Raw genomic sequence first — 20,126 nt, forward strand, 5'->3', positions numbered from 1 at the left:
CACAGATAAGCCATCTAGTAGGCTGAGATTACTCTTCGTCAGCTTCTACTTCACGCGCTTTGCGAGCTTCTTCTTTGCGAACTTTCGCCGCTAGTTGCTCAGCTTCACGCTCTTGACGCTGTGCTGCTTTACGCTCGTTACGAACAACTTGGTTTTGAACAAAACCCGCTAGTTCTTGCTCAGCCCAAGCTTGTGCTTTCTCTTCGCTGTCAAAACCAGTTTCACGTTTTGATACTACTGTCTTACGAGATGTCACTTGACGAGTGATCTCTGCGCTCCAGCCGTTACGTTTTTCAGTTACGCGGATAGCAAATTTTGGATTTTTAGACATTTCTTTCATTTCCTAAGGGATTAATCAGGGATTCGGTCAACTTGATAACTCCATCTAAGCTGAGCTGTTTAACACCATCCCTTGGTAAGCGCGGTATTAGAGCATAAAAGTTACCGAAACGCTGCAAGTTTTTTAAGGGAGACGGGAGACGTTCTCGATTCCCTTAAATAAAAAAGCGCCAGTTTTTCAACCAGCGCTTTATTCTTTTCGTTAACCTTGGACTACGTCGTAATTAGCCTATGTTCTTACGTGCGTTTTGGAACATACGCATCCAAGCACCATTCTCACCCCAACCTTCTGGAGCCCATGAGTTCGCTACTGTACGGAACACACGCTCAGGGTGCGGCATCATGATTGTGACACGACCATCTTGAGTCGTTAGACCCGTAATAGCGTTTGGCGAGCCGTTCGGGTTATTCGGGTATTGCTGCGTTGGATTACCGTGGTTGTCCACGTAACGAACCGCAACGGTACCTGATGCTTCAATCGCTGCTAGATGGTCAGCATCACGTACTTCTACACGACCTTCACCGTGAGAAACTGCGATAGGCATACGAGAACCCGCCATGCCGTCAAAGAATACAGAATCAGACTTCTGAACTTCAACTAAGCTAAAGCGCGCTTCAAAACGCTCAGATTCATTACGAACAAAGCGTGGCCATAGGTCTGCACCTGGGATTAGCTCTTTCAGGTTCGATAACATCTGACAGCCGTTACACACACCTAGAGAAAATGTGTTGTCACGATTAAAGAAGCTTTGGAACTGTTCACGAGCTTGTGCATTGAACAAAATAGACTTAGCCCAACCTTCACCCGCACCAAGTACGTCACCGTAAGAGAAGCCACCACAAGCCACTAGACCGTGGTACTCATCCAGAGCCGCTTGACCTGTTAGGATGTCGCTCATGTGAATATCAGTCGCTTCGAAACCTGCACGATCAAACGCTGCTGCCATTTCTACGTGAGAGTTAACGCCCTGCTCACGCAGAATAGCCATCTTAGGCTTAGCGCCTTTTGCGATATATGGCGCTGCAATATCTTCGTTCACATCGAAGCTTAGCTTAACGTTCAGACCTGGGTCCGAGTTGTCTTTCTTAGCTTCGTGCTCTTGGTCAGCACATGCTGGGTTGTCACGTAGACCTTGCATCTTATGCGTTGTCTCAGCCCAGATAGTACGTAGTTCAGTGCGGTTACGCTCAAGAACTACTGTCTCACCAGAAGTAATCACTAGCTCATCAGATGCTTCTACAGAGCCGATTACGTGTGAACATGCCTCAAGACCGTTTGCTGCAAGAGTAGAAAGTACAGCGTCTAGGTCATCGTTCTTAACCTGAAGTACCGCACCTAGTTCTTCGTTGAATAGTGCCGCTAGAGCGTCGTCACCTAGGTCAGCGATGTCAGCTTTAACGCCACAGTGACCTGCGAATGCCATCTCAGCTAAAGTAACGAATAGACCGCCATCACCTTTATCGTGGTAAGCCACTACTTGATCGTTCGCAACTAGAGTTTGAACGCCTTCGTAGAAACCTTTTAGCTGTGCTGCGTTATCTACGTCTGCTGGCTTATCACCAAGCTGCTTGTAAACCTGTGCTAGAGCCGTTGCACCTAGACGGTTTTGACCGTTACCTAGGTCGATTAGAACAAGGCTAGTATTACCTTTATCTGTGCGAAGCTGAGGTGTGATTGTTTTACGCACATCTTCAACACGAGCAAACGCAGTGATGATTAGAGATAGCGGAGACGTTACTTCTTTCTGCTCGCCATTCTCTTCCCACTTAGTCTTCATCGACATTGAGTCTTTACCCACAGGGATAGTCAGACCAAGTGCTGGACATAGTTCTTCACCTACCGCTTTCACCGCTTCGTAAAGACCTGCATCTTCACCCGGGTGACCTGCTGGAGACATCCAGTTTGCAGACAGTTTAATATGTTTGATATCACCGATGTTTGTCGCTGCAATGTTTGTGATTGCTTCACCAACCGCTAGACGAGCCGATGCACCAAAGTCTAATAGAGCAACTGGTGTACGCTCACCCATCGACATTGCTTCACCGTGGTAAGTGTCGTAACTTGCTGCAGTTACCGCGCAGTTTGCTACTGGAACCTGCCACGGACCAACCATTTGGTCACGCGCGACAAGACCTGTTACCGTGCGGTCACCGATAGTGATTAGGAATGTTTTTTCTGCAACCGTTGGAAGGCGTAGAACGCGATCCACGGCTTCGTTCAGCTCGATGCCGTCACGGTTAACCGCTGGGTTGTTTGCTTTTAGCGTTTTCGCATCACGGTGCATCTTAGGCGTCTTACCAAGAAGCACATCCATTGGCATGTCAATTGGCGTGTTCTCGAAGTGTGAATCTTCAAGTTTAAGCTCACGCTCTTCAGTTGCGATGCCTACTACTGCGTATGGTGCGCGCTCACGCTTACAGATTGCATCGAATACTTCCATGTTCTCTGGCGCAACCGCCATTACGTAACGCTCTTGAGATTCGTTACACCAGATCTCAAGTGGGCTCATGCCTGGTTCGTCATTTGGTACGTCACGCAGTTGGAAAATACCACCACGTTCGCCATCGTCGACAAGCTCTGGAAGTGCGTTAGAGATACCGCCCGCACCCACATCGTGGATGAATGCGATTGGGTTAGCATCACCAAGTTGCCAACAACGGTCGATCACTTCCTGACAGCGACGCTCCATCTCTGGGTTTTCACGCTGTACTGAAGCGAAATCTAAGTCTTCTGCTGATTGACCAGATGCCATTGAAGAAGCAGCACCACCGCCAAGACCGATGTTCATTGCAGGACCACCAAGTACGATTAGGCTTGCACCTACGGGGATCTCTTTCTTCTGAACGTGCTCGTCACGGATGTTACCCATACCACCAGCAATCATGATTGGCTTGTGGTAACCACGAACCTCTTCACCTGCGTGAGAGTTAACTTTCTCTTCGTAAGTACGGAAGTAGCCAAGTAGATTTGGACGACCAAATTCGTTGTTGAACGCCGCGCCACCAAGTGGACCTTCTAGCATGATATCTAAAGCGTTAACGATACGACCCGGCTTACCGAAATCTGTTTCCCAAGGCTGCTCAAAACCAGGAATACGTAGGTTAGAAGTAGTGAAGCCAACAAGACCTGCTTTTGGCTTACCACCGATACCAGTCGCGCCTTCATCACGGATCTCACCGCCTGAACCAGTAGAAGCGCCCGGCCAAGGAGAGATAGCAGTTGGGTGGTTGTGCGTTTCCACCTTCATTAGGATGTGCGCTTTCTCTTGGCTGTAACCATACTGGCGAGTTTCTGGGTTCGGGAAGAAACGACCTACATCTGAACCCACCATAACTGCTGCGTTATCTTTGTACGCAGACAGTACGTTTTCTGGTGTGGTTTCAAATGTGTTTTTGATCATCTTGAACAGAGACTTCTCTTGCTTAACACCGTCGATAGTCCAATCTGCATTGAAGATCTTGTGACGACAGTGCTCTGAGTTCGCTTGTGCAAACATCATTAGCTCAATATCAGTCGGGTTACGTTCAAGCTTATTTACGAACGCATCGTAAAGGTATTCTATTTCATCATCTGCAAGTGCAAGACCTAGGGTAACGTTTGCGTTTTCAAGCGCAGCACGACCGCCGTTTAATAGGTCAACGTCTGCCACTGGTGCAGGTTCTGCAGCTTGGAATAATGCGCTTGCGTCGTCGAAGTCAGTAAAAGTAACTTCCATCATGCGATCATGGATGAGCGCTTTTACATCTGCAATTTGAGCATCGTTAAGAGGCGTCGCTGTTTCTACGTAGTATGCTGTGCCGCGCTCAAGACGTTTTACTTTGTCTAGACCACAGTTGATGGCGATGTCTGTAGATTTAGAAGACCAAGGCGAAATAGTGCCCGGGCGAGGAGTCACAAGAAGTAAAAGACCTTCTGGCTCATGCTCTTCGATCGTTGGACCGTAAGTCAGCAATTTTTCCAGTTTTTCCAACTCTTGGTCATCAAGGTCAGACTTTAGATCCGCAAAGTGCATAAACTCTGCGTAAATGCCAGTGACAGGCAGATCTTGTTCACGACATAGTTCCAGTAGTTTATTAACACGAAACTCAGAAAGAGCTGGGGAGCCACGCAAAATTCTCATGTGCTTAGGTCTCTTATTGCAAGTGATTAAGGTGATATTGGAATAAATTCAGTGGGTTATACTGTTTTCTTCGAAGCTATTCCCGAAGGTTTTTCAAACCTATGCCGATGCCACCTCTTCGTTGCGAGCGCATTATATAGCAATTGTTTTTGTGATGTAACACCAAAAGCAACCGTTTGCGTCATTTTTTTTGCCAAATTTGAATTACGACTAAAATGTCGATAAATCACACAATGTCGCACTCTATCTGTCTGATTCACTTTGCCCCACCAGCGCGCTTTGATATAAAGGCAACTAGAAATTTATCGAGACGTACCGAATTAATGCAAATAAGTCAGTTCAACCGACTCAAGCGCAGCGCCCTACTTTTCGCTTCTGTGCTTTTACTTTCTGCCTGTCAGATTGAGTCGGAACCTAAAAGTGAATTCGAGCAAATCCAAGAGCGTGGTGTCCTACGTGTTGGCACGCTAAATAACCAACTCTCCTACTACATTGGTCCAGACGGTCCTGCTGGCTTGGATTACGAACTGGCACGTAAATTTGCAGAACAACTAGGCGTGAAATTGGAAATCAAACCTGCTTTCCGTCAAGCCGAGTTATTCCCTGCCCTCAAAAAAGGCGATATCGACATCATTGCGACAGGTTTGAATCAAACTTCGCAAGCGGTGCAACGTTTCCGTCCGGGACCTGCCTACTACTACGTAAGCCAACAGGTGGTATATAAGAAAGGACAACTTCGTCCTCGCGACATTGATCAGCTCATCAAGTATCAAGAATCAAAAGATGAAAAGGCTGTCGATGAAAATGCCAATGCAGGTGCAGAAACGCTACAGATCGTTGAACAATCACAGTTTGTTCCGACACTAACGTCACTACAAAAAGAATATCCAGAGCTTCAATTCGAGATTGTTGGCGATGCAGACACTCGCGATTTGCTAAAACACGTATCGACGGGTGAACTGCGTTTTACTGTAACTGACTCGGTCGAATTGTCTTTAGCTCAACGTTTATACCCAGATCTTGCACTTGCTTTTGAGCTAACAGAAGACCAACCCGTCTCTTGGTTTACTCGCCGCTCTGAAGATGAAAGCTTATACGCGATGCTGATTGAATTCTTTGGCAATATCCAGCAGTCAGGCGAGTTGGCGACACTAGAAGAAAAGTACATCGGTCATATTGAAGCATTTGATTATGTCGATACTCGCGCCTTTATCCGAGCGCTAGACAACAGCCTGCCTAAGTGGGCACCACTATTCCAAAAATACAGCGAAGAGTTTGATTGGCGCTTGATCGCCGCATTGGCTTACCAAGAGTCCCACTGGAAACCAAAAGCAAAATCACCGACGGGTGTACGTGGAATGATGATGCTTACATTGCCTACTGCGAAGAGCGTTGGAGTAACGGACCGACTTGACCCAGAACAGTCTGTTCGAGGTGGTGTGGAATACCTGCGTCGTATTGTCGCTCGTGTACCAGATTCCATTAATGAACACGAAAAGATTTGGTTTGCGTTGGCATCTTACAACGTTGGCTATGGTCATATGATGGACGCACGACGCCTGACTAAAGCGCAAGGCGGCGATCCAAACGCATGGGCAGATGTAAAAGAGCGTCTACCATTGTTGCGTCAGAAACGTTATTACAGCCAAACCCGTTACGGTTATGCCCGTGGTGATGAAGCACGTAACTACGTAGAAAACATCCGCCGTTACTATCAATCGATCATTGGTCATGTCAGTCAGAAACCAGCCATTGACGAAGATACGGAAGATCTTCAGGTCATTCCGCCACTCGATCCAAACCTATTGGTTTCTGGGGCGGTTGAAACCTTGGCTGAGCAAGTTTCAGGGGCTAAAAGCACAACACCAAATGAAGTGCAAAAACCAGAGACGAAAACCGAACCTATTCCTGTTTCAGGGGCGGAATAAACCTTTCGAAAATAGCGAGCTCACAGCTCGCTATTTTTTTGTTGAGTCAACAAAAAAAGTTATCTAGAATCCGGTCTTTCGAGCTTATCTAGTTTGCGTTGCTATTTGGTGCATACCAATACGAAGCGCGCAGAAAAGTAAGTTCTTTTGGTCACCTCTCCTCACTCGATGTCACCTTCATCGGAAGTGTGCATCACCATAATGTCATCAATTGATAATGAATCGGACGCTTTGCTATGCGAGTGTCGGAGAATGTGTTCGTTGTCTGCAAGAGGTTCTGATTATGAGAAAACGCAGAGTGCAGTCAAAACGTTTGAATAAGACAGTGGCTGCTAACCGCCGTAAGCGCAAGCTTACGTGTATGAAAAAGAAAGTCAGTGCACGTAACCGTGTTTTCGTTCACCTAGTGAATCACTGAGAACTTGAAGCAAACATCTACTTCCGAGTAGGTGTTTGCTAAAGAGATGAATTATTGCTGCGAACCTTAATTTACTCGCCTGAATTTATTCGCCCTTTGTATCCTGCTCATTATCTAACGCTTTCTGCGCTTGTTTTTTGGCTTTAATTTCTTTACGACGACGCTTAAAGAACGCTTGCAACTGAGCGCGGCACTCCTCTTCTAGCAATCCATTTTCTACTGTTGCGTAATGGTATGCCGCTTGGCTTTCGAACAAATTCAATACCGTCCCTGCTGCCCCTGCTTTTAAATCAGGCGCACCGTAAACCACTCGCTTTACTCGGCTATGTAGCAACGCACCAGCACACATAGGACAAGGCTCTAACGTGACATACAAAGTCGTATCAAGCAGTCGATAGTTACCTAGTGCTTCTCCTGCTTTTCGTAATGTCTGGATCTCGGCGTGTGCGGTTGCATCGTGAGCACAAATAGAACGGTTCCAACCTTCCGCAATAACCTCTCCATCTTTTACCAACACAGCGCCAACTGGTACCTCCCCTTCAGCTTCGGCTTGCTCGGCAAGCTCCATCGCACGGCGCATAAATAGTTCGTCTTGAGGAGAAAACTGAGAATCTGACAAAAGGGAGCTCCGGAATTTGGGATAGATCGTGATTGAAAGTGGATTTTAACCTTCAAAGAGGGGAAGTGGAAGCGGGATGATTTTGCCTGTTAGGGTGCAAATACCGTGATTCAAAGCAGTTTGATCGTCATCCTCAAGAGCGAGGTACGAGCGAGTTGGGGATCTCTTTATTTTGTATCCCGAAGGGCAAAGTCCGTTCCGACTCCCAAAACAAAAAAGCGCCAGTCTCTCGACCAGCGCTTTCGAATTACCAATACCTAAATAGTTGGTGTTGTAGCTAGGCAACAAGCAAGTTCAGCCCTATGAGCATAGAGGCTCTATGTGATTAGGGTGAACTTGCGCAGTTAACAACGCTACAGCGCCAAATATGACGGTATTTACATTGTGTAAGTGTATGGCGCTTGGATACCTAGAGGAATGCCTAGCATCCAGTAAACCACTAGGAATACTGACCAGCCGATTAGCATTGCAATCGAGAATGGCATCATTAGCGATGCTAGCGTACCGATACCTGTCGACTTCACGTAACGTTGACAGTAAACCACGACTAGAGGGAAGAATACCATCAGAGGTGAAATGATGTTCGATACAGAGTCACCTACGCGGTAAGCCGCCTGAGATAGCTCAGGAGAGATACCCACAGCCATTAGCATAGGAACTAGGATTGGACCGATAAGAGCCCATTTCGCCGATGCAGAACCGATTAGAAGGTTTACAGAAGCTGTTAGAAGAATCATACCGATGATAGTAGCTTCACCAGGTAGGTTCATTGCTTTCAGACCTTCTGCACCGTAAAGCGCTAGCATCGTACCGATGTTTGATTGCGCGAATGCTGATAGGAACTGTGCACAGAAGAACGACATTACGATGTATGCGCCCATAGTAGACATAGTATCCGCCATAGCTTTGATGATGTCGTTACTTGTCTTGAACGTGCCTGAAACGCGACCGTAAACGTAACCCGGAATGATAAACAGGATGAAGATCAACGGAACGATAGACTTCATGATTGGCGCAGAGAACGCAGTGATCTCACCCTCAGGTGAACGCAGTGCAGAGTTTTCTGGAATAAGCGCCACAACAAGAAGAGCGATACCCGCCATCATTGCCCAACCAGCGTAACGGAACGCTTTAGACTCAAGCTCAGTGAAAGAACCTAGATCTGGTGCTTTCTCTGCGTCTTCGTCGATTGGTGTGTTCTTTAGGCGTGGTTCGATGATTTTCTCAGTTACGTACCAACCGATAGCAACAATGATTACTGAAGATAGACCAGTAAAGAAGATGTTTGCTAGTGGGTTAACCACGTACTCAGGATCTAGAACCTGTGCAGCTGTTTGTGTGAAACCAGCCAATAGAGGATCAATACCTGAAGGGATGAAGTTTGCAGAGAAACCACCCGATACACCTGCAAACGCTGCCGCGATACCCGCTAGAGGGTGACGACCAGCCGCGTGGAAGATGATACCACCAAGAGGAATAACTAGAACGTAGCCCGCATCCGCCGCAGTGTGCGATACGATTGCTACAAGAATGAGCATTGGAGTAAGAAGTTTAGCTGGCGTGAAGTTCAGCATCTTCTTAAGACCAGTGGTGATGAAGCCAGAAGAATCGGCAACACCTACACCCAACATCGCTACAAGAACGATACCAAGTGGTGCAAAGCCAGTGAACGTTGTCACCATGTTAGCAAGGAAACTTGCTAGTGCTTCGCCTGTTAGAAGGTTAGTGATTGTGAGAGCTTCGCCAGTTCGAGGATTTAGAAGGTCGAAAGAAACATTCGACAAAAGTGCAGACGCAGCCCAAGTAATGATTAGTGCCCAGAAGAACAGAATCGCTGGATCAGGAATTTTGTTACCTGCTCGTTCGATAAAGTTCAGGAAGCGATCCATCCCGCTCGGCTTCGGTGACGGTGCCTTATTTACTGCTTGGTTACTCATCGTAACTCCATATGAATGATGTTGGTGCCATGGCCTATTTGAATAATTATAACGGCCTATTTTCAACAGAGCATTCTAGTAAATAGCGCCTCAGAAAGCACAAGGTTCTATGTTTTTTTCCATATTTGGAGACATATTTTGCAAAAACGCCATATCAATTAAACATAAAAAAAACAGTAGCACACCATTCGCATTAACAGTTGTAAAACCACCCATTAACCACGTAATTTAGCAATAAAAAGCGTCAATATTAACGATAAAAGTAATTATAAGAGGAATACCTAATCCATCACTTTTCGAATTCACTATGACGCGAAATCATAGTTTTCAATTCAACTGATTGCGTTTCCCCCATTCGGTCAACCCAACTCGATTTGATAGTAATGGTCTTAAGCGATCCTGAAACCGTAGCTGCTGGAACTTCCCACTCAACAACATAAGATCCACTAGCAGAAGATCCGGTTGCAATCGAAGCAAAATTGGCAGGCGTAATGGTAGACATCGCCTCAGAAGCACCACGAGAGCGGAACCACTCAAGTTGATTTTCAGCCAGTCTCAACGCCTCGATACTATGAATCGCATAATCCGATTCACGTTCCATGTAAATTTGTAGTTTAGTGAGTCCGAGCGCCCCAATGCCCAATAAAAGAAAAGAAATCAGCACCTCAATTAAACTAAAGCCTTGTTGTCTAGAGATCATTCCAAGACCCCTTTTGCCAATATACTTTCTTTAGCTTCTTCCAAGGTTCGTCAATCACATCACGATTGTATTGGAAGGATAAAGCCGCATTGAAGAGTGCAAATGTTCCAGGCGCGTCCATGACAAAACCTCCTAATGGGTTAAACGCTCCGTGCTGAAAATAGCCAATCTTTGTCTTTTCCATAGGCACTGTTGCATCTAAAGCCGCGATAACGCCATCCAATGCTGGGTCATTCGCGGAAGCTGCCCAGTCGGTAAAATCTAATGTAGCCCCGGTTGTCGGGTCGACATACAGTGGAGAAATAAAATGGTAAAGCATACCTTTAAAATTCTGTGTCCCTATCGTAGAAAAAATACCGTCTTGAACAACTAGGATTATTCCGTTGCCCCCTAGGCTGTTATCTATTGCGTTCTTTATACTCGTGAAATCTGCCGTGTTTATTTCACAACCACCGTAAACCCAAATGAGATCTTTTCCATTTTCGATATTGCTAACTATCCCCTCCGCGCAAGTATCATTGAATACCGGAGAAGGAAGATCCGCTTCAGAGTCCAATGTCATACCATTCAACGACAAAGGTACATATCCAAACAAAGAGCTATCAGACATCACATCGAACCATTCACTACGCGGGACATCAAAGACATCTTTAAATGGGTCCATGTCCGAAGACTGGCGATAATCGCTCTTAGATGCCGCAACACTTGTGCCCCAACTGTAGTGTGTAGATGCACATTTTTGTTCCTGTCCAGCAGGACTATCAGGGAAACTTGAATAAGGTTTGTCGGATAGCTGATAAGGGTGAAAAGTACTTACACTGGTAGCGTAGAAAAAGTTGTAATAAAGAACGGAGGTGCACTCCCACAAATTACTACCGAGACTTTTACTCGGATCTGGAGAGCTCGTATATGAACCATTAATAACCAGATCAGATTTAGATTTGATCGCCCCCGCCCCGCTACTTGAAGGCAACTTGATGGTCTTTTTCGTTTCCCGATGACCAATCGTTGAAGTCACGAGACTTGAAGGACCAGAGGAAAATGTAAGTGCATCAAGTCCCATCGCTGTGATGCAGTCATTGACGTTAGTTGGCAATTCTTTATTTAGTTTGGTTTTGCTGTAAACACACTCTAACCCGCCTTCTGCACGCCAATGCTCTTGTCTGGATTCAATTTGATTGTTGGCACGTTTGATTTGATAGAAAAGGGACTTGTAGCTTCCCAGTGACATCATTAATGCCGCAACCAGCAACACGCTCACAACTAATAATGCTGCGGCTCCCTGTTGATTTCTCATTACTGCCAGTTCCTCTGCTTCACGGTAAACGACTGCTCTGTTTGAACACTTGTTGCGCCAACTAATTCCGTTCCTAAGGTAATGGTGACTACCGCGCTTTCAGCATCTGTGTTTTTCAGAGTGCGAGCGGCAAGATCAAAGCGGTTAATATGAATCGCTCTCTTATCAAAAAGCGTATTGCATGTACCGGTACCAGAAAGCGCAATAACTTGACTGACGTTCCATATCGTCGTTTGTTTTTTCTCACAGACAAACAAAGACTCGGGCGTATTAATCCGCTGCTCATATACAACATTTTTATAAAGTGGTGCTGCACCTGAAGTCCCAACTTGATAGGCATATGCAATCAACCCCATCCCCGGAGTATCAAGAGTGTAAATCGTATCGGTCGCTCCTGAAATTTTGACTGAATCACTGCCACTTTCATTAAAGCCAGCTCGTTGGATATCGTTTCTTAACATCGCTAGTACGCTGCCCGTGTTTTGCAGTAACATCAGCTCTTTGGAACGCTCCATCGCCACTTTTTGTCCACTGATGTAAAGCGATCCAACAATAGCTAGAGCAATCAGCCCTAAAGAGGATGCAATCATAAACTCGACGAGGCTCGCGCCTTTCTGCTTATACATATTCACTCCTCAAGAACAGGTTGAATAGCCGAAGAACTCGGTATTGTTGTTGTCGCTGCATACCCGGACACGCGCAGACAAAGTGTGAGAGATAAGTTTTAAGGCTTTAGAAGACTCTCCGACCGGGTAAAAGCGAATGTTGCCTGAAGAAGGGCGACCATGGACGTCATCAAAACTGATTTGGTCTGAAGCGTAGCTCGGAGTAACCACAATGCCCTTGTAAGGCGCGCCTGAAAACGAGAATAAAACCGTACCGACTCCCTCGGAGCTATTATCTGTGAGCTCAATGCGCCAATTACCATCACTGGATGAACCTCCAGACATGATCAGGTGTGCCCAAAGCCTCTCTCGGCGCAATACCGCTTCTGACTTACCTTGAATAACAAAACCATGCAGTTCATTCGCTAAGCGCTGCATTTTGTTGGTTTCAAAAACATTTTGGAAAGAAGGAGCAGCAGCCGTGAGCAAAACACTCAGCACGGCGATAGTGATCAGAAGCTCCAATAATGTAAACCCGCGAGGCATTTCCCAAATTCCTATGCAAACGGCAAGAGGACCGTAATTCATCTTGCGCAGATGCTATCACCTGAGAAAAATAGGCGGAAAAGTGAAAAGGAAACTACTCGTCATGATTCGAATTTCTGGTTGTAACGGATACAACAAACGATTTAGAGGGATGACATTGATCGAAATACTGATAGCAGTTGTGATTATTGGAATCATCGCGGCTATCGCTTATCCGTCATATACCAACCACACCATTACGGCACATCGCACCGTTGCTCTAAGCGATATCAGTCGCATACAACTGGAGCTAGAAACCTCTTACAACGGTGGGTACGATTGGAGTAGCATCATCTCTGGCGGGACTTGTACGATCTGCGACTCCGATTCAAATCGCTTTTCATTTAGTATCGCAAGCACATCCAGCGCAGCTTATGTTATCGAAGCGACGGCAAAAGCCGATTTAGGGCAAAACGGTGATAACTGTTTCCCTAGTGGGGTAAATAAAATAACCCTAACGTCCACCAACATAGAGTCACCGAGTGCATGTTGGGATTAGCCCTTTCGAGAATAGATAAAGACAACTTAGACGACAAGTTCGATGCCATAAAGTCACTTTAAATAAAAAGAAAGCAGATACAAAAAAGCCTGCATCACAGCAGGCTTTTTATTGGATTCAACTAACCAGCAATTAGCTTGTTAGGTCATCAAAGAACTTCTTCACGCCGTTGAAGAAGCCTTCAGATTTTGGTTTGTGCTTAGTTGCGGCATCGCCACCACAAGATTCATCAAACTCTTTAAGCAATTCTTTCTGACGAGCGCTCAAGTTAACTGGAGTCTCTACTACAAGCTTAACGATTAGGTCACCAACACCGCCACCACGAACGCCTTTCACCCCTTTACCGCGCATACGGAACATACGTCCTGTTTGCGTTTCTGTTGGTACTTTAAGGTTCACACGACCATCTAGTGTCGGAACTTCAACTTCACCACCTAGAGCAGCCATAGCAAAGCTAACTGGCACTTCACAATACAAGTTGTTGCCTTCACGTTCGAAGATATGGTGCTCTTTCACGTGAACTTGTACGTATAGGTCACCTGCTGGTGCACCCATTTCTCCAGCTTCGCCTTCGCCAGATAGACGAATGCGATCGCCAGTATCAACACCTGCTGGGATCTTAACGTTAAGTGTCTTAGTTTTCTGTTTGCGACCTTGACCATGACATTCGTTACAAGGGTCTTTGATGATCTTACCTTTACCATGACAGGTAGGACAGGTTTGCTGCACAGCAAAGAAACCTTGGCGCATTTGAACTTGACCGTGACCATGACAGGTTCCACAAGTCTCAGCTGAAGAACCTTTCTTCGCACCGCTACCGTCACAGGTATCACAATGAACAAGCGTTGGTACTTCGATTTCTTTCGATACGCCACGAACAGCTTCTTCTAGCGACAGTTCCATGTTGTAACGTAGATCTGCGCCACGTTGTGCACGTTGCTGACCACCGCCACGACGACCGCCGCCAAAGATATCGCCAAAAACGTCACCAAAGATGTCGCCGAAATCAGCACCACCGCCACCAAAACCGCCGCCGCCGAAGCCGCCACCGCCTTGTTCAAAAGCAGCATGACCATACTGATCGTACGCCGCTTTCTTTTGAGGGTCAGTGAGAATTTCGTACGCTTCTTTTACTTCTTTAAACTTATCCGCAGCAGATTCATCACCCTGGTTACGGTCTGGGTGGTATTTCATTGCTAGACGCTTGTACGCCTTTTTGATATCGCGCTCAGAGGCATCACGGCTTACGCCTAATACTTCGTAAAAATCACGTTTTGACATGTTCTTCGTCACCAATTAATTACTGCAAACGGCATGATTTACCGCTTGGTGTTTGTATCGTTCTAGGTAAGTGCACTTATTGCAAAATACTTAACTAGAAAGACAGCTTGGACAAACAGACGGGCGTAAGAGTTACCCCAAACGCCCGCACACAAAAGTCTTATCGACTCTAGGCGACCATAAGCCGCCTAGTTAAGAAATATTATTTCTTGTCGTCTTTAACTTCTTCGAACTCAGCATCAACAACATCGTCTTCTTGAGACTGTTGTGCACCAGCGTCAGCACCTTGTGCTTGTTGCGCTTGAGCTTGTTGTTGAGCGATTTCCATTAGCTTTTGAGCTGCAGTCATTAGCGCTTGAACTTTAGCGTCGATCGCTTCTTTGTCATCACCTTTACGTGCAGTTTCTAGCTCAGAGATAGCTGCTTCAATCTTCTCTTTCTCTTCTGCAGGTAGAGCTTCACCAGCTTCTTCTACTTGCTTACGAGTACCGTGAATCATTTGGTCAGCTTGGTTACGTGCAGTTGCTAGCTCTTCGAACTTTTTGTCCGCTTCTTTGTTAGCTTCTGCTTCTTGAACCATTTTCTCGATGTCGTCATCGCTTAGACCACCAGAAGCTTGGATAGTGATCTTCTGCTCTTTACCAGTTTGCTTGTCTTTCGCTGAAACGTGTAGGATACCATCCGCATCTAGGTCGAAAGTAACTTCGATTTGTGGCATACCACGTGGTGCTGCTTGGATACCTTCTAGGTTGAATTGACCTAGAGATTTGTTGAAAGACGCTTGCTTACGCTCACCTTGAAGAACGTGGATAGTTACCGCGCTCTGGTTGTCTTCTGCTGTAGAGAAAACTTGGTTCGCTTTAGTTGGGATAGTCGTGTTTTTCTCAACTAGCTTAGTCATTACGCCGCCCATTGTCTCGATACCTAGAGACAGTGGAGTAACGTCTAGTAGAAGTACGTCTTTAACTTCACCCGCAAGTACACCACCTTGAACTGCAGCACCCATTGCTACTGCTTCATCAGGGTTTACATCGCGGCGAGCTTCTTTACCGAAGAACTCAGCAACCTTCGCTTGAACCATAGGCATACGAGTCTGACCACCAACTAGGATTACGTCAGTGATGTCGTTTACTGATAGGTCAGCGTCAGCTAGAGCAACTTTTAGTGGCTCAAGAGAACGTTGTACTAGGTCTTCAACTAGAGATTCTAGTTTCGCACGAGTCACTTTGATGTTCATGTGCTTAGGACCAGTTGCATCAGCAGTAACGTAAGGTAGGTTTACGTCAGTTTGAGAAGTAGAAGAAAGCTCGATTTTCGCTTTTTCTGCTGCTTCTTTAACACGTTGCATTGCTAGTGGATCGTTCTTAAGGTTGATGCCTTGCTCTTTGTTGAACTCGTCTACTAGGTAGTTGATTAGACGGTTATCAAAGTCTTCACCACCAAGGTGAGTGTCACCGTTAGTTGCTAGAACTTCGAATGTTTTCTCGCCTTCAACTTCATCGATTTCGATGATAGAGATATCGAATGTACCACCACCAAGGTCGTATACCGCGATAGTGCGGTCGCCACCTGACTTGTCTAGACCGTATGCTAGAGCAGCCGCTGTTGGTTCGTTGATGATACGTTTAACTTCTAGACCTGCAATACGACCAGCGTCTTTAGTAGCTTGACGTTGAGCATCGTTAAAGTAAGCAGGAACTGTGATAACTGCGCCAGTTACTTCCTCACCTAGGAAGTCTTCAGCAGTTTTCTTCATTTTCTTAAGTACTTCAGCAGATACTTGAGGAGCCGCCATTTTCTGGCCTTTTGCTTCTACCCATGCATCACCGTTGTCAGCCTTAACGATTTTGTAAGGCATGATTTCGATGTCACGCTGAACTTCTTCGTCTTCAAAACGACGACCAATTAGACGCTTGATTGCAAATAGCGTGTTAGTTGGGTTAGTTACTGCTTGACGTTTCGCTGGTTGACCTACTAGCGTCTCACCGTCAGTGTAAGCAATAACCGATGCAGTAGTACGTTCACCCTCTGCGTTTTCAATTACACGTGGTTTGTCGCCGTCTAGTACAGCAACACATGAGTTAGTAGTACCTAAGTCAATACCAATGATTTTACCCATCAGGCTATCTCCGAATAAATTCTATTTTGTTTTGCTATATCCCCTATGTGGGGACTTAGAATCGGGTTTCAACCCTTGCTCACAAACTAAAGTAATGTTGTTTGCTTCTCTTATGCCCAATAGATAAGGGCTGCAAATGGCTTTTCAAGGGAGAGAGTGAAAAAAAACAAAAAAAAGTTGCGCAAAAGGCGAGAGACGAGCGCAACTCTGCCCCTTTCGACTTTTCAATCTCGATTCTCGTTTCTATAAAAGAAAAAGCGAGGCATATAGCCTCGCTTTTCAACTAAGAGTGTATTGCAAATTATGCGCTTGCTTGTGCAGGCTCTGCGTCTACGACTTCTTCTTTACCAATCTCGCCTTCAGACTTCGCAACAATAGTGTTTACTGCTGTATCACCAACTACGTTAGATGAAGTACAGAACATATCGTTGATACGGTCTACAGCTGCAATGATTGCTAAACCTTCTGGTGGAAGACCTAGTTGGTGTAATAGAACACCTACCATCACTACGCCGCCGCCCGGAACACCACCAGCACCGATAGAAAGTAGCAAGATAGTTAGACCAAGAGTAAAGATATCAGCAGTATTGATTGGCTGACCAAACGCGTTTGCGACAAACATAGTTGCTAGTGCGATATAGATAGAAACACCAGACATGTTCATTGTTGCGCCCAGCGGTACACCGAAACCAGCAACCGACTTAGAAACCTTAAGCTTCTCAGTTAGCGTGCGCATTGTTACCGGGATAGTTGCGTTTGAACTTGCAGTTGATAGTGAGAATAGGATCTGCTCTCGAGTTGCACGTAGGAACGCTTTTGGTGAAGTGCCCGTCGCAATACCTACCGCCATTGGGTAGAAGAAGAAAATCCAGAACACTAGCATTGCAACAACAAGTGCTACGTAGCCAGCAACAGACATCAGCGTGTTTGCATCCAGTGTTGCACCTAGTTGAATCATCAGAGCAAATACACCGTAAGGTGCAAGGCTCATTACTAGACCAACCAGCTTCATCATGATTTCGTTCGCCATTTTAAACGTACGAATTGCCGGACCGCCTCGAGAATCCAAAGCTTGAATAGCAAGACCTGTCAAAATTGCCATAAAAATGATTTGTAACATGTCGCCATTTGCAAACGCTTGTACAGGGTTGCTTGGAACGATGTTTACAACCAACGAGAAAATGTCAGGTGTTTCAGTTGTTGTTAAGTTAACAGTTTCTGAAATCGTGCCTGCCAGATTTGCATCAGCACCCGGTTGGAAAATAAGACCAACAGTCAGTGCCGCAGTAATCGCGATGATGGTGTTGATAATGTATAGAGCAAAGGTTTTACCACCAAGACGACCAAAAGCCGTGATGTCTTTTAGGTCCACGATACCGCATACGATAGATACGTAAACAAGAGGTACTACTAACAGCTTAATCAATGATACGAACATACCACCAGCGCCTTCCGCTGCGCCAAGTAAATATGTATCAAAGAGAGCAACGCCACTAAAAAGATACTGAATTGCAGTACCGATCAGAAGACCCGCAAACAAGCCGATAAAAATCTTGCTAGAAAGCGATTTATCCATCATAAATCTCCAAAATGTTGTGTTTGCTATTTATGCTTTTATAGTTACATCTGCTGGTTTTTACGGCAGACCTCGCGAATAATACACACCACAGTTACAAAATAAAGACTTTCTTTACAGGATTGTTAATAAATAACATTAAAAGTAAACCACTAGATCTACATTCATATTCAGAATTAAATTTTGATTGCGAGTGATAACAGGTACTTATAGACACACCCATTCCATAAGTAAGCAAGATAAAGAAAGGATATCCCTTATTGGAAAATTTTTTACCAATAAGAAAAAATTTGAAGGGGATCAAATTTCATTTTTCGCACATATTCAGAGAGATGAATATGTTATAGAGATGTTTGAAACAAAAACGCCCGCTATTGAATAGCAGGCGTTTTAATATATTTATATCAATGAGTTATTTGATTACTTAGCAACCATAACCATTGCAGGACGAACAACTCGACCGTTTAGCTCATAGCCTTTTTGCATCACAAACATAACTGTGTTTGATTCGTGATCTGGGCTTTCTTGAATAGACATAGCTTGGTGGAATTCAGGGTTGAATGCTTCACCTTCTGGGTTGATCTCTTTCAAACCAAATTTCGATACTGCGTCTACAAACGTCTTGTGTGTTAGCTCAACACCTTCAAGAATTGGCTTAACCACTTCGTGCTCTGCATCTGCAGCTTGGATTGCACGCTCAAGGTTATCGATAACTGGAAGTAGTTCTTCAGCGAATTTGTTCAGAGCGTACTTACGAGCTTTATCGATTTCTTGCTCAGTACGACGACGCATGTTTTCTACTTCAGCTTTAGAGCGAAGAACCGCATCTTGCTGGTCTTTCACTTTTGTTTCGCTAGACAGTAGTGCTGCTTCTAGTTGAGCAATCTTAGCGTCTTTCTCATCACCAATTTCTTCAAGTTCTGCTTCAGCTTCTTGCGCTGCGGCTTCTACTTTCTCAGCTTCTTCGATGATTTGATCAAGCTCTTCTTCTGTAACTTTGTTTTCTTCGTTGCTCATGATATCTCCAGAATTCAACTTAATGCCCTTAAAGCCACTCACGTTTTGTGGGCTTTAACCACATAAAAATTCGCATATTTAGGTAACTTGCCATTATTATGGGGATGAAGATTCCTGATTCAAGCCTCTTTAATGCGGAAATGCTATGAAAAACCCATGTAACGTGATCGCGATTATCGGAAAACCACGAGATCAGCAGGCAATTCAAACTCATAGAGAGTTATACGAATGGCTGACATCCGAAGGTTACCAAGTATTTATCGATGATCGCCTTGCTGCAATTTTAGACGAAATCCCGCAAAGCCAGTTTGCTAGCCTCGTAGAGCTAGGTAAAAACGCCGATCTCGCTATCGTAGTTGGCGGTGATGGCAACATGCTGGGTGCTGCTCGTATTCTATCTCGTTTCGATGTTGCTGTGATTGGTGTCAACCGAGGTAACTTGGGGTTCCTGACGGATCTAAACCCCGACGATTTCAAAGAAGCATTAAAAGCCGTATTAAAAGGCGAATATATAGAAGAAGAGCGTTTCTTATTGGAAGCAGAGATCCATCGTCACGGTCAAATCAAGAGCCATAACGCGGCATTAAACGAAGCCGTGCTCCACCCAGGACAAGTGGCGCACATGATTGAGTTTGAAGTTTATATTGATGACAGCTTTGCGTTTTCGCTGCGTGCCGATGGTTTGATTGTCTCTACTCCAACAGGCTCTACGGCTTACTCCCTGTCAGGTGGTGGACCTATTTTGTCACCAAGCTTAAACGCGATTTCTTTAGTGCCAATGTTCCCGCACACATTGTCTAGCCGCCCATTAGTTGTCGATGGCAAACGTCGTATCAAACTGGTCGTGTCACCAGAAAACCGCGGTACTCAGGAAGTAAGTTGTGACGGACAAGTTTCGCTCCCCGTCTCTCCAGGTGATGAAATACACATCTACCAGAGCCCGAACGTTCTCAAACTTATCCACCCGAAAGACTATAGCTACTATCACGTACTAAGAAATAAGCTTGGATGGTCGAGCAAACTGTTTTAGCAATAAAGGTTGGTGTGAAAGCATCAACCTTTTTTCTTTGCTCATATTTCAGCTT

At 45.3% G+C, this 20,126-nt stretch carries 15 protein-coding genes; 3 read left to right on the forward strand and 12 right to left on the reverse strand.

Annotated features, from left to right (window positions below; genetic code table 11):
• Positions 1-28: 28 nt before the first annotated feature.
• Positions 29-331: a DUF3622 domain-containing protein gene (locus tag OH459_RS08960; protein WP_005447624.1), complete on the reverse strand. Its 303-nt coding sequence runs from the start codon at positions 329-331 to the stop codon at positions 29-31.
• 232 nt (positions 332-563) lie between these two features.
• Positions 564-4,460, reverse strand: a complete 3,897-nt coding sequence (gene purL, locus OH459_RS08965) for a phosphoribosylformylglycinamidine synthase (RefSeq protein WP_269986414.1) — start codon at positions 4,458-4,460, stop codon at positions 564-566.
• Between the two features lie 323 nt (positions 4,461-4,783).
• Between purL and mltF the strand changes: the two genes are divergently transcribed.
• Positions 4,784-6,388, forward strand: coding sequence for a membrane-bound lytic murein transglycosylase MltF (gene mltF, locus OH459_RS08970; protein WP_005447627.1), 1,605 nt, complete (start codon positions 4,784-4,786; stop codon positions 6,386-6,388).
• A 503-nt stretch (positions 6,389-6,891) separates the two neighbouring features.
• Here mltF and tadA read toward each other — a convergent pair.
• The 6 genes from tadA to OH459_RS09000 form a co-directional block, all read right to left on the reverse strand.
• Positions 6,892-7,425, reverse strand: a complete 534-nt coding sequence (gene tadA, locus OH459_RS08975; protein ID WP_005447631.1) for a tRNA adenosine(34) deaminase TadA — start codon at positions 7,423-7,425, stop codon at positions 6,892-6,894.
• 377 nt (positions 7,426-7,802) lie between these two features.
• Positions 7,803-9,362 carry an AbgT family transporter gene (locus OH459_RS08980; RefSeq protein WP_005447634.1) on the reverse strand — a complete coding sequence of 520 codons (1,560 nt, stop codon included), beginning with the start codon at positions 9,360-9,362 and terminating at the stop codon, positions 7,803-7,805.
• A gap of 289 nt (positions 9,363-9,651) precedes the next feature.
• Positions 9,652-10,062 carry a type IV pilus modification PilV family protein gene (locus OH459_RS08985; protein WP_005447635.1) on the reverse strand — a complete coding sequence of 137 codons (411 nt, stop codon included), beginning with the start codon at positions 10,060-10,062 and terminating at the stop codon, positions 9,652-9,654.
• Positions 10,052-11,359, reverse strand: a complete 1,308-nt coding sequence (locus OH459_RS08990) for a hypothetical protein (RefSeq protein WP_005447637.1) — start codon at positions 11,357-11,359, stop codon at positions 10,052-10,054. The genes OH459_RS08985 and OH459_RS08990 overlap by 11 nt, the downstream gene beginning before the upstream one ends.
• Positions 11,359-11,985 carry a PilW family protein gene (locus OH459_RS08995; protein ID WP_005447638.1) on the reverse strand — a complete coding sequence of 209 codons (627 nt, stop codon included), beginning with the start codon at positions 11,983-11,985 and terminating at the stop codon, positions 11,359-11,361. The genes OH459_RS08990 and OH459_RS08995 overlap by 1 nt, the downstream gene beginning before the upstream one ends.
• Positions 11,986-11,994: 9 nt before the next feature.
• Positions 11,995-12,510: a GspH/FimT family pseudopilin gene (locus OH459_RS09000; protein ID WP_026138335.1), complete on the reverse strand. Its 516-nt coding sequence runs from the start codon at positions 12,508-12,510 to the stop codon at positions 11,995-11,997.
• A gap of 103 nt (positions 12,511-12,613) precedes the next feature.
• Here OH459_RS09000 and OH459_RS09005 point away from each other — a divergent pair, with 103 nt between their 5' ends.
• Positions 12,614-13,048, forward strand: coding sequence for a type IV pilin protein (locus OH459_RS09005; RefSeq protein ID WP_005447645.1), 435 nt, complete (start codon positions 12,614-12,616; stop codon positions 13,046-13,048).
• A 132-nt stretch (positions 13,049-13,180) separates the two neighbouring features.
• On the opposite strand, the gene dnaJ is transcribed toward OH459_RS09005, so the two are convergent.
• The 4 genes from dnaJ to grpE form a co-directional block, all read right to left on the reverse strand.
• Positions 13,181-14,329 carry a molecular chaperone DnaJ gene (gene dnaJ / locus OH459_RS09010; protein WP_005447647.1) on the reverse strand — a complete coding sequence of 383 codons (1,149 nt, stop codon included), beginning with the start codon at positions 14,327-14,329 and terminating at the stop codon, positions 13,181-13,183.
• Positions 14,330-14,531: 202 nt separating this feature from the next.
• A complete protein-coding gene (gene dnaK / locus OH459_RS09015; RefSeq protein ID WP_005447648.1) occupies positions 14,532-16,448 on the reverse strand; it encodes a molecular chaperone DnaK in 1,917 nt (638 codons plus the stop codon).
• Positions 16,449-16,749: 301 nt separating this feature from the next.
• Positions 16,750-18,024: a dicarboxylate/amino acid:cation symporter gene (locus tag OH459_RS09020; RefSeq protein WP_005447650.1), complete on the reverse strand. Its 1,275-nt coding sequence runs from the start codon at positions 18,022-18,024 to the stop codon at positions 16,750-16,752.
• 420 nt (positions 18,025-18,444) lie between these two features.
• Positions 18,445-19,041, reverse strand: a complete 597-nt coding sequence (grpE, locus tag OH459_RS09025; RefSeq protein WP_005447652.1) for a nucleotide exchange factor GrpE — start codon at positions 19,039-19,041, stop codon at positions 18,445-18,447.
• A gap of 145 nt (positions 19,042-19,186) precedes the next feature.
• On the opposite strand from grpE, the gene nadK reads away from it, so the two are divergent.
• A complete protein-coding gene (gene nadK / locus OH459_RS09030) occupies positions 19,187-20,071 on the forward strand; it encodes an NAD(+) kinase (protein ID WP_005447653.1) in 885 nt (294 codons plus the stop codon).
• Positions 20,072-20,126: the final 55 nt, after the last annotated feature.

Source organism: Vibrio sp. MM46 (assembly GCF_027587135.1).
Lineage (GTDB): Bacteria > Pseudomonadota > Gammaproteobacteria > Enterobacterales > Vibrionaceae > Vibrio > Vibrio harveyi.

Coding starts and splice junctions, on each gene's coding strand:
- OH459_RS08960 (WP_005447624.1), bottom strand. CDS start 331: ATGTCTAAAAATCCAAAATTTGCTATCCGCGTAACTGAAAAACGTAAC.
- purL (WP_269986414.1), bottom strand. CDS start 4,460: ATGAGAATTTTGCGTGGCTCCCCAGCTCTTTCTGAGTTTCGTGTTAAT.
- mltF (WP_005447627.1), top strand. CDS start 4,784: ATGCAAATAAGTCAGTTCAACCGACTCAAGCGCAGCGCCCTACTTTTC.
- OH459_RS08980 (WP_005447634.1), bottom strand. CDS start 9,362: ATGAGTAACCAAGCAGTAAATAAGGCACCGTCACCGAAGCCGAGCGGG.
- OH459_RS08985 (WP_005447635.1), bottom strand. CDS start 10,062: ATGATCTCTAGACAACAAGGCTTTAGTTTAATTGAGGTGCTGATTTCT.
- OH459_RS08990 (WP_005447637.1), bottom strand. CDS start 11,359: ATGAGAAATCAACAGGGAGCCGCAGCATTATTAGTTGTGAGCGTGTTG.
- OH459_RS08995 (WP_005447638.1), bottom strand. CDS start 11,985: ATGTATAAGCAGAAAGGCGCGAGCCTCGTCGAGTTTATGATTGCATCC.
- OH459_RS09000 (WP_026138335.1), bottom strand. CDS start 12,510: ATGCCTCGCGGGTTTACATTATTGGAGCTTCTGATCACTATCGCCGTG.
- OH459_RS09005 (WP_005447645.1), top strand. CDS start 12,614: ATGATTCGAATTTCTGGTTGTAACGGATACAACAAACGATTTAGAGGG.
- dnaJ (WP_005447647.1), bottom strand. CDS start 14,329: ATGTCAAAACGTGATTTTTACGAAGTATTAGGCGTAAGCCGTGATGCC.
- dnaK (WP_005447648.1), bottom strand. CDS start 16,448: ATGGGTAAAATCATTGGTATTGACTTAGGTACTACTAACTCATGTGTT.
- OH459_RS09020 (WP_005447650.1), bottom strand. CDS start 18,024: ATGGATAAATCGCTTTCTAGCAAGATTTTTATCGGCTTGTTTGCGGGT.
- grpE (WP_005447652.1), bottom strand. CDS start 19,041: ATGAGCAACGAAGAAAACAAAGTTACAGAAGAAGAGCTTGATCAAATC.
- nadK (WP_005447653.1), top strand. CDS start 19,187: ATGAAAAACCCATGTAACGTGATCGCGATTATCGGAAAACCACGAGAT.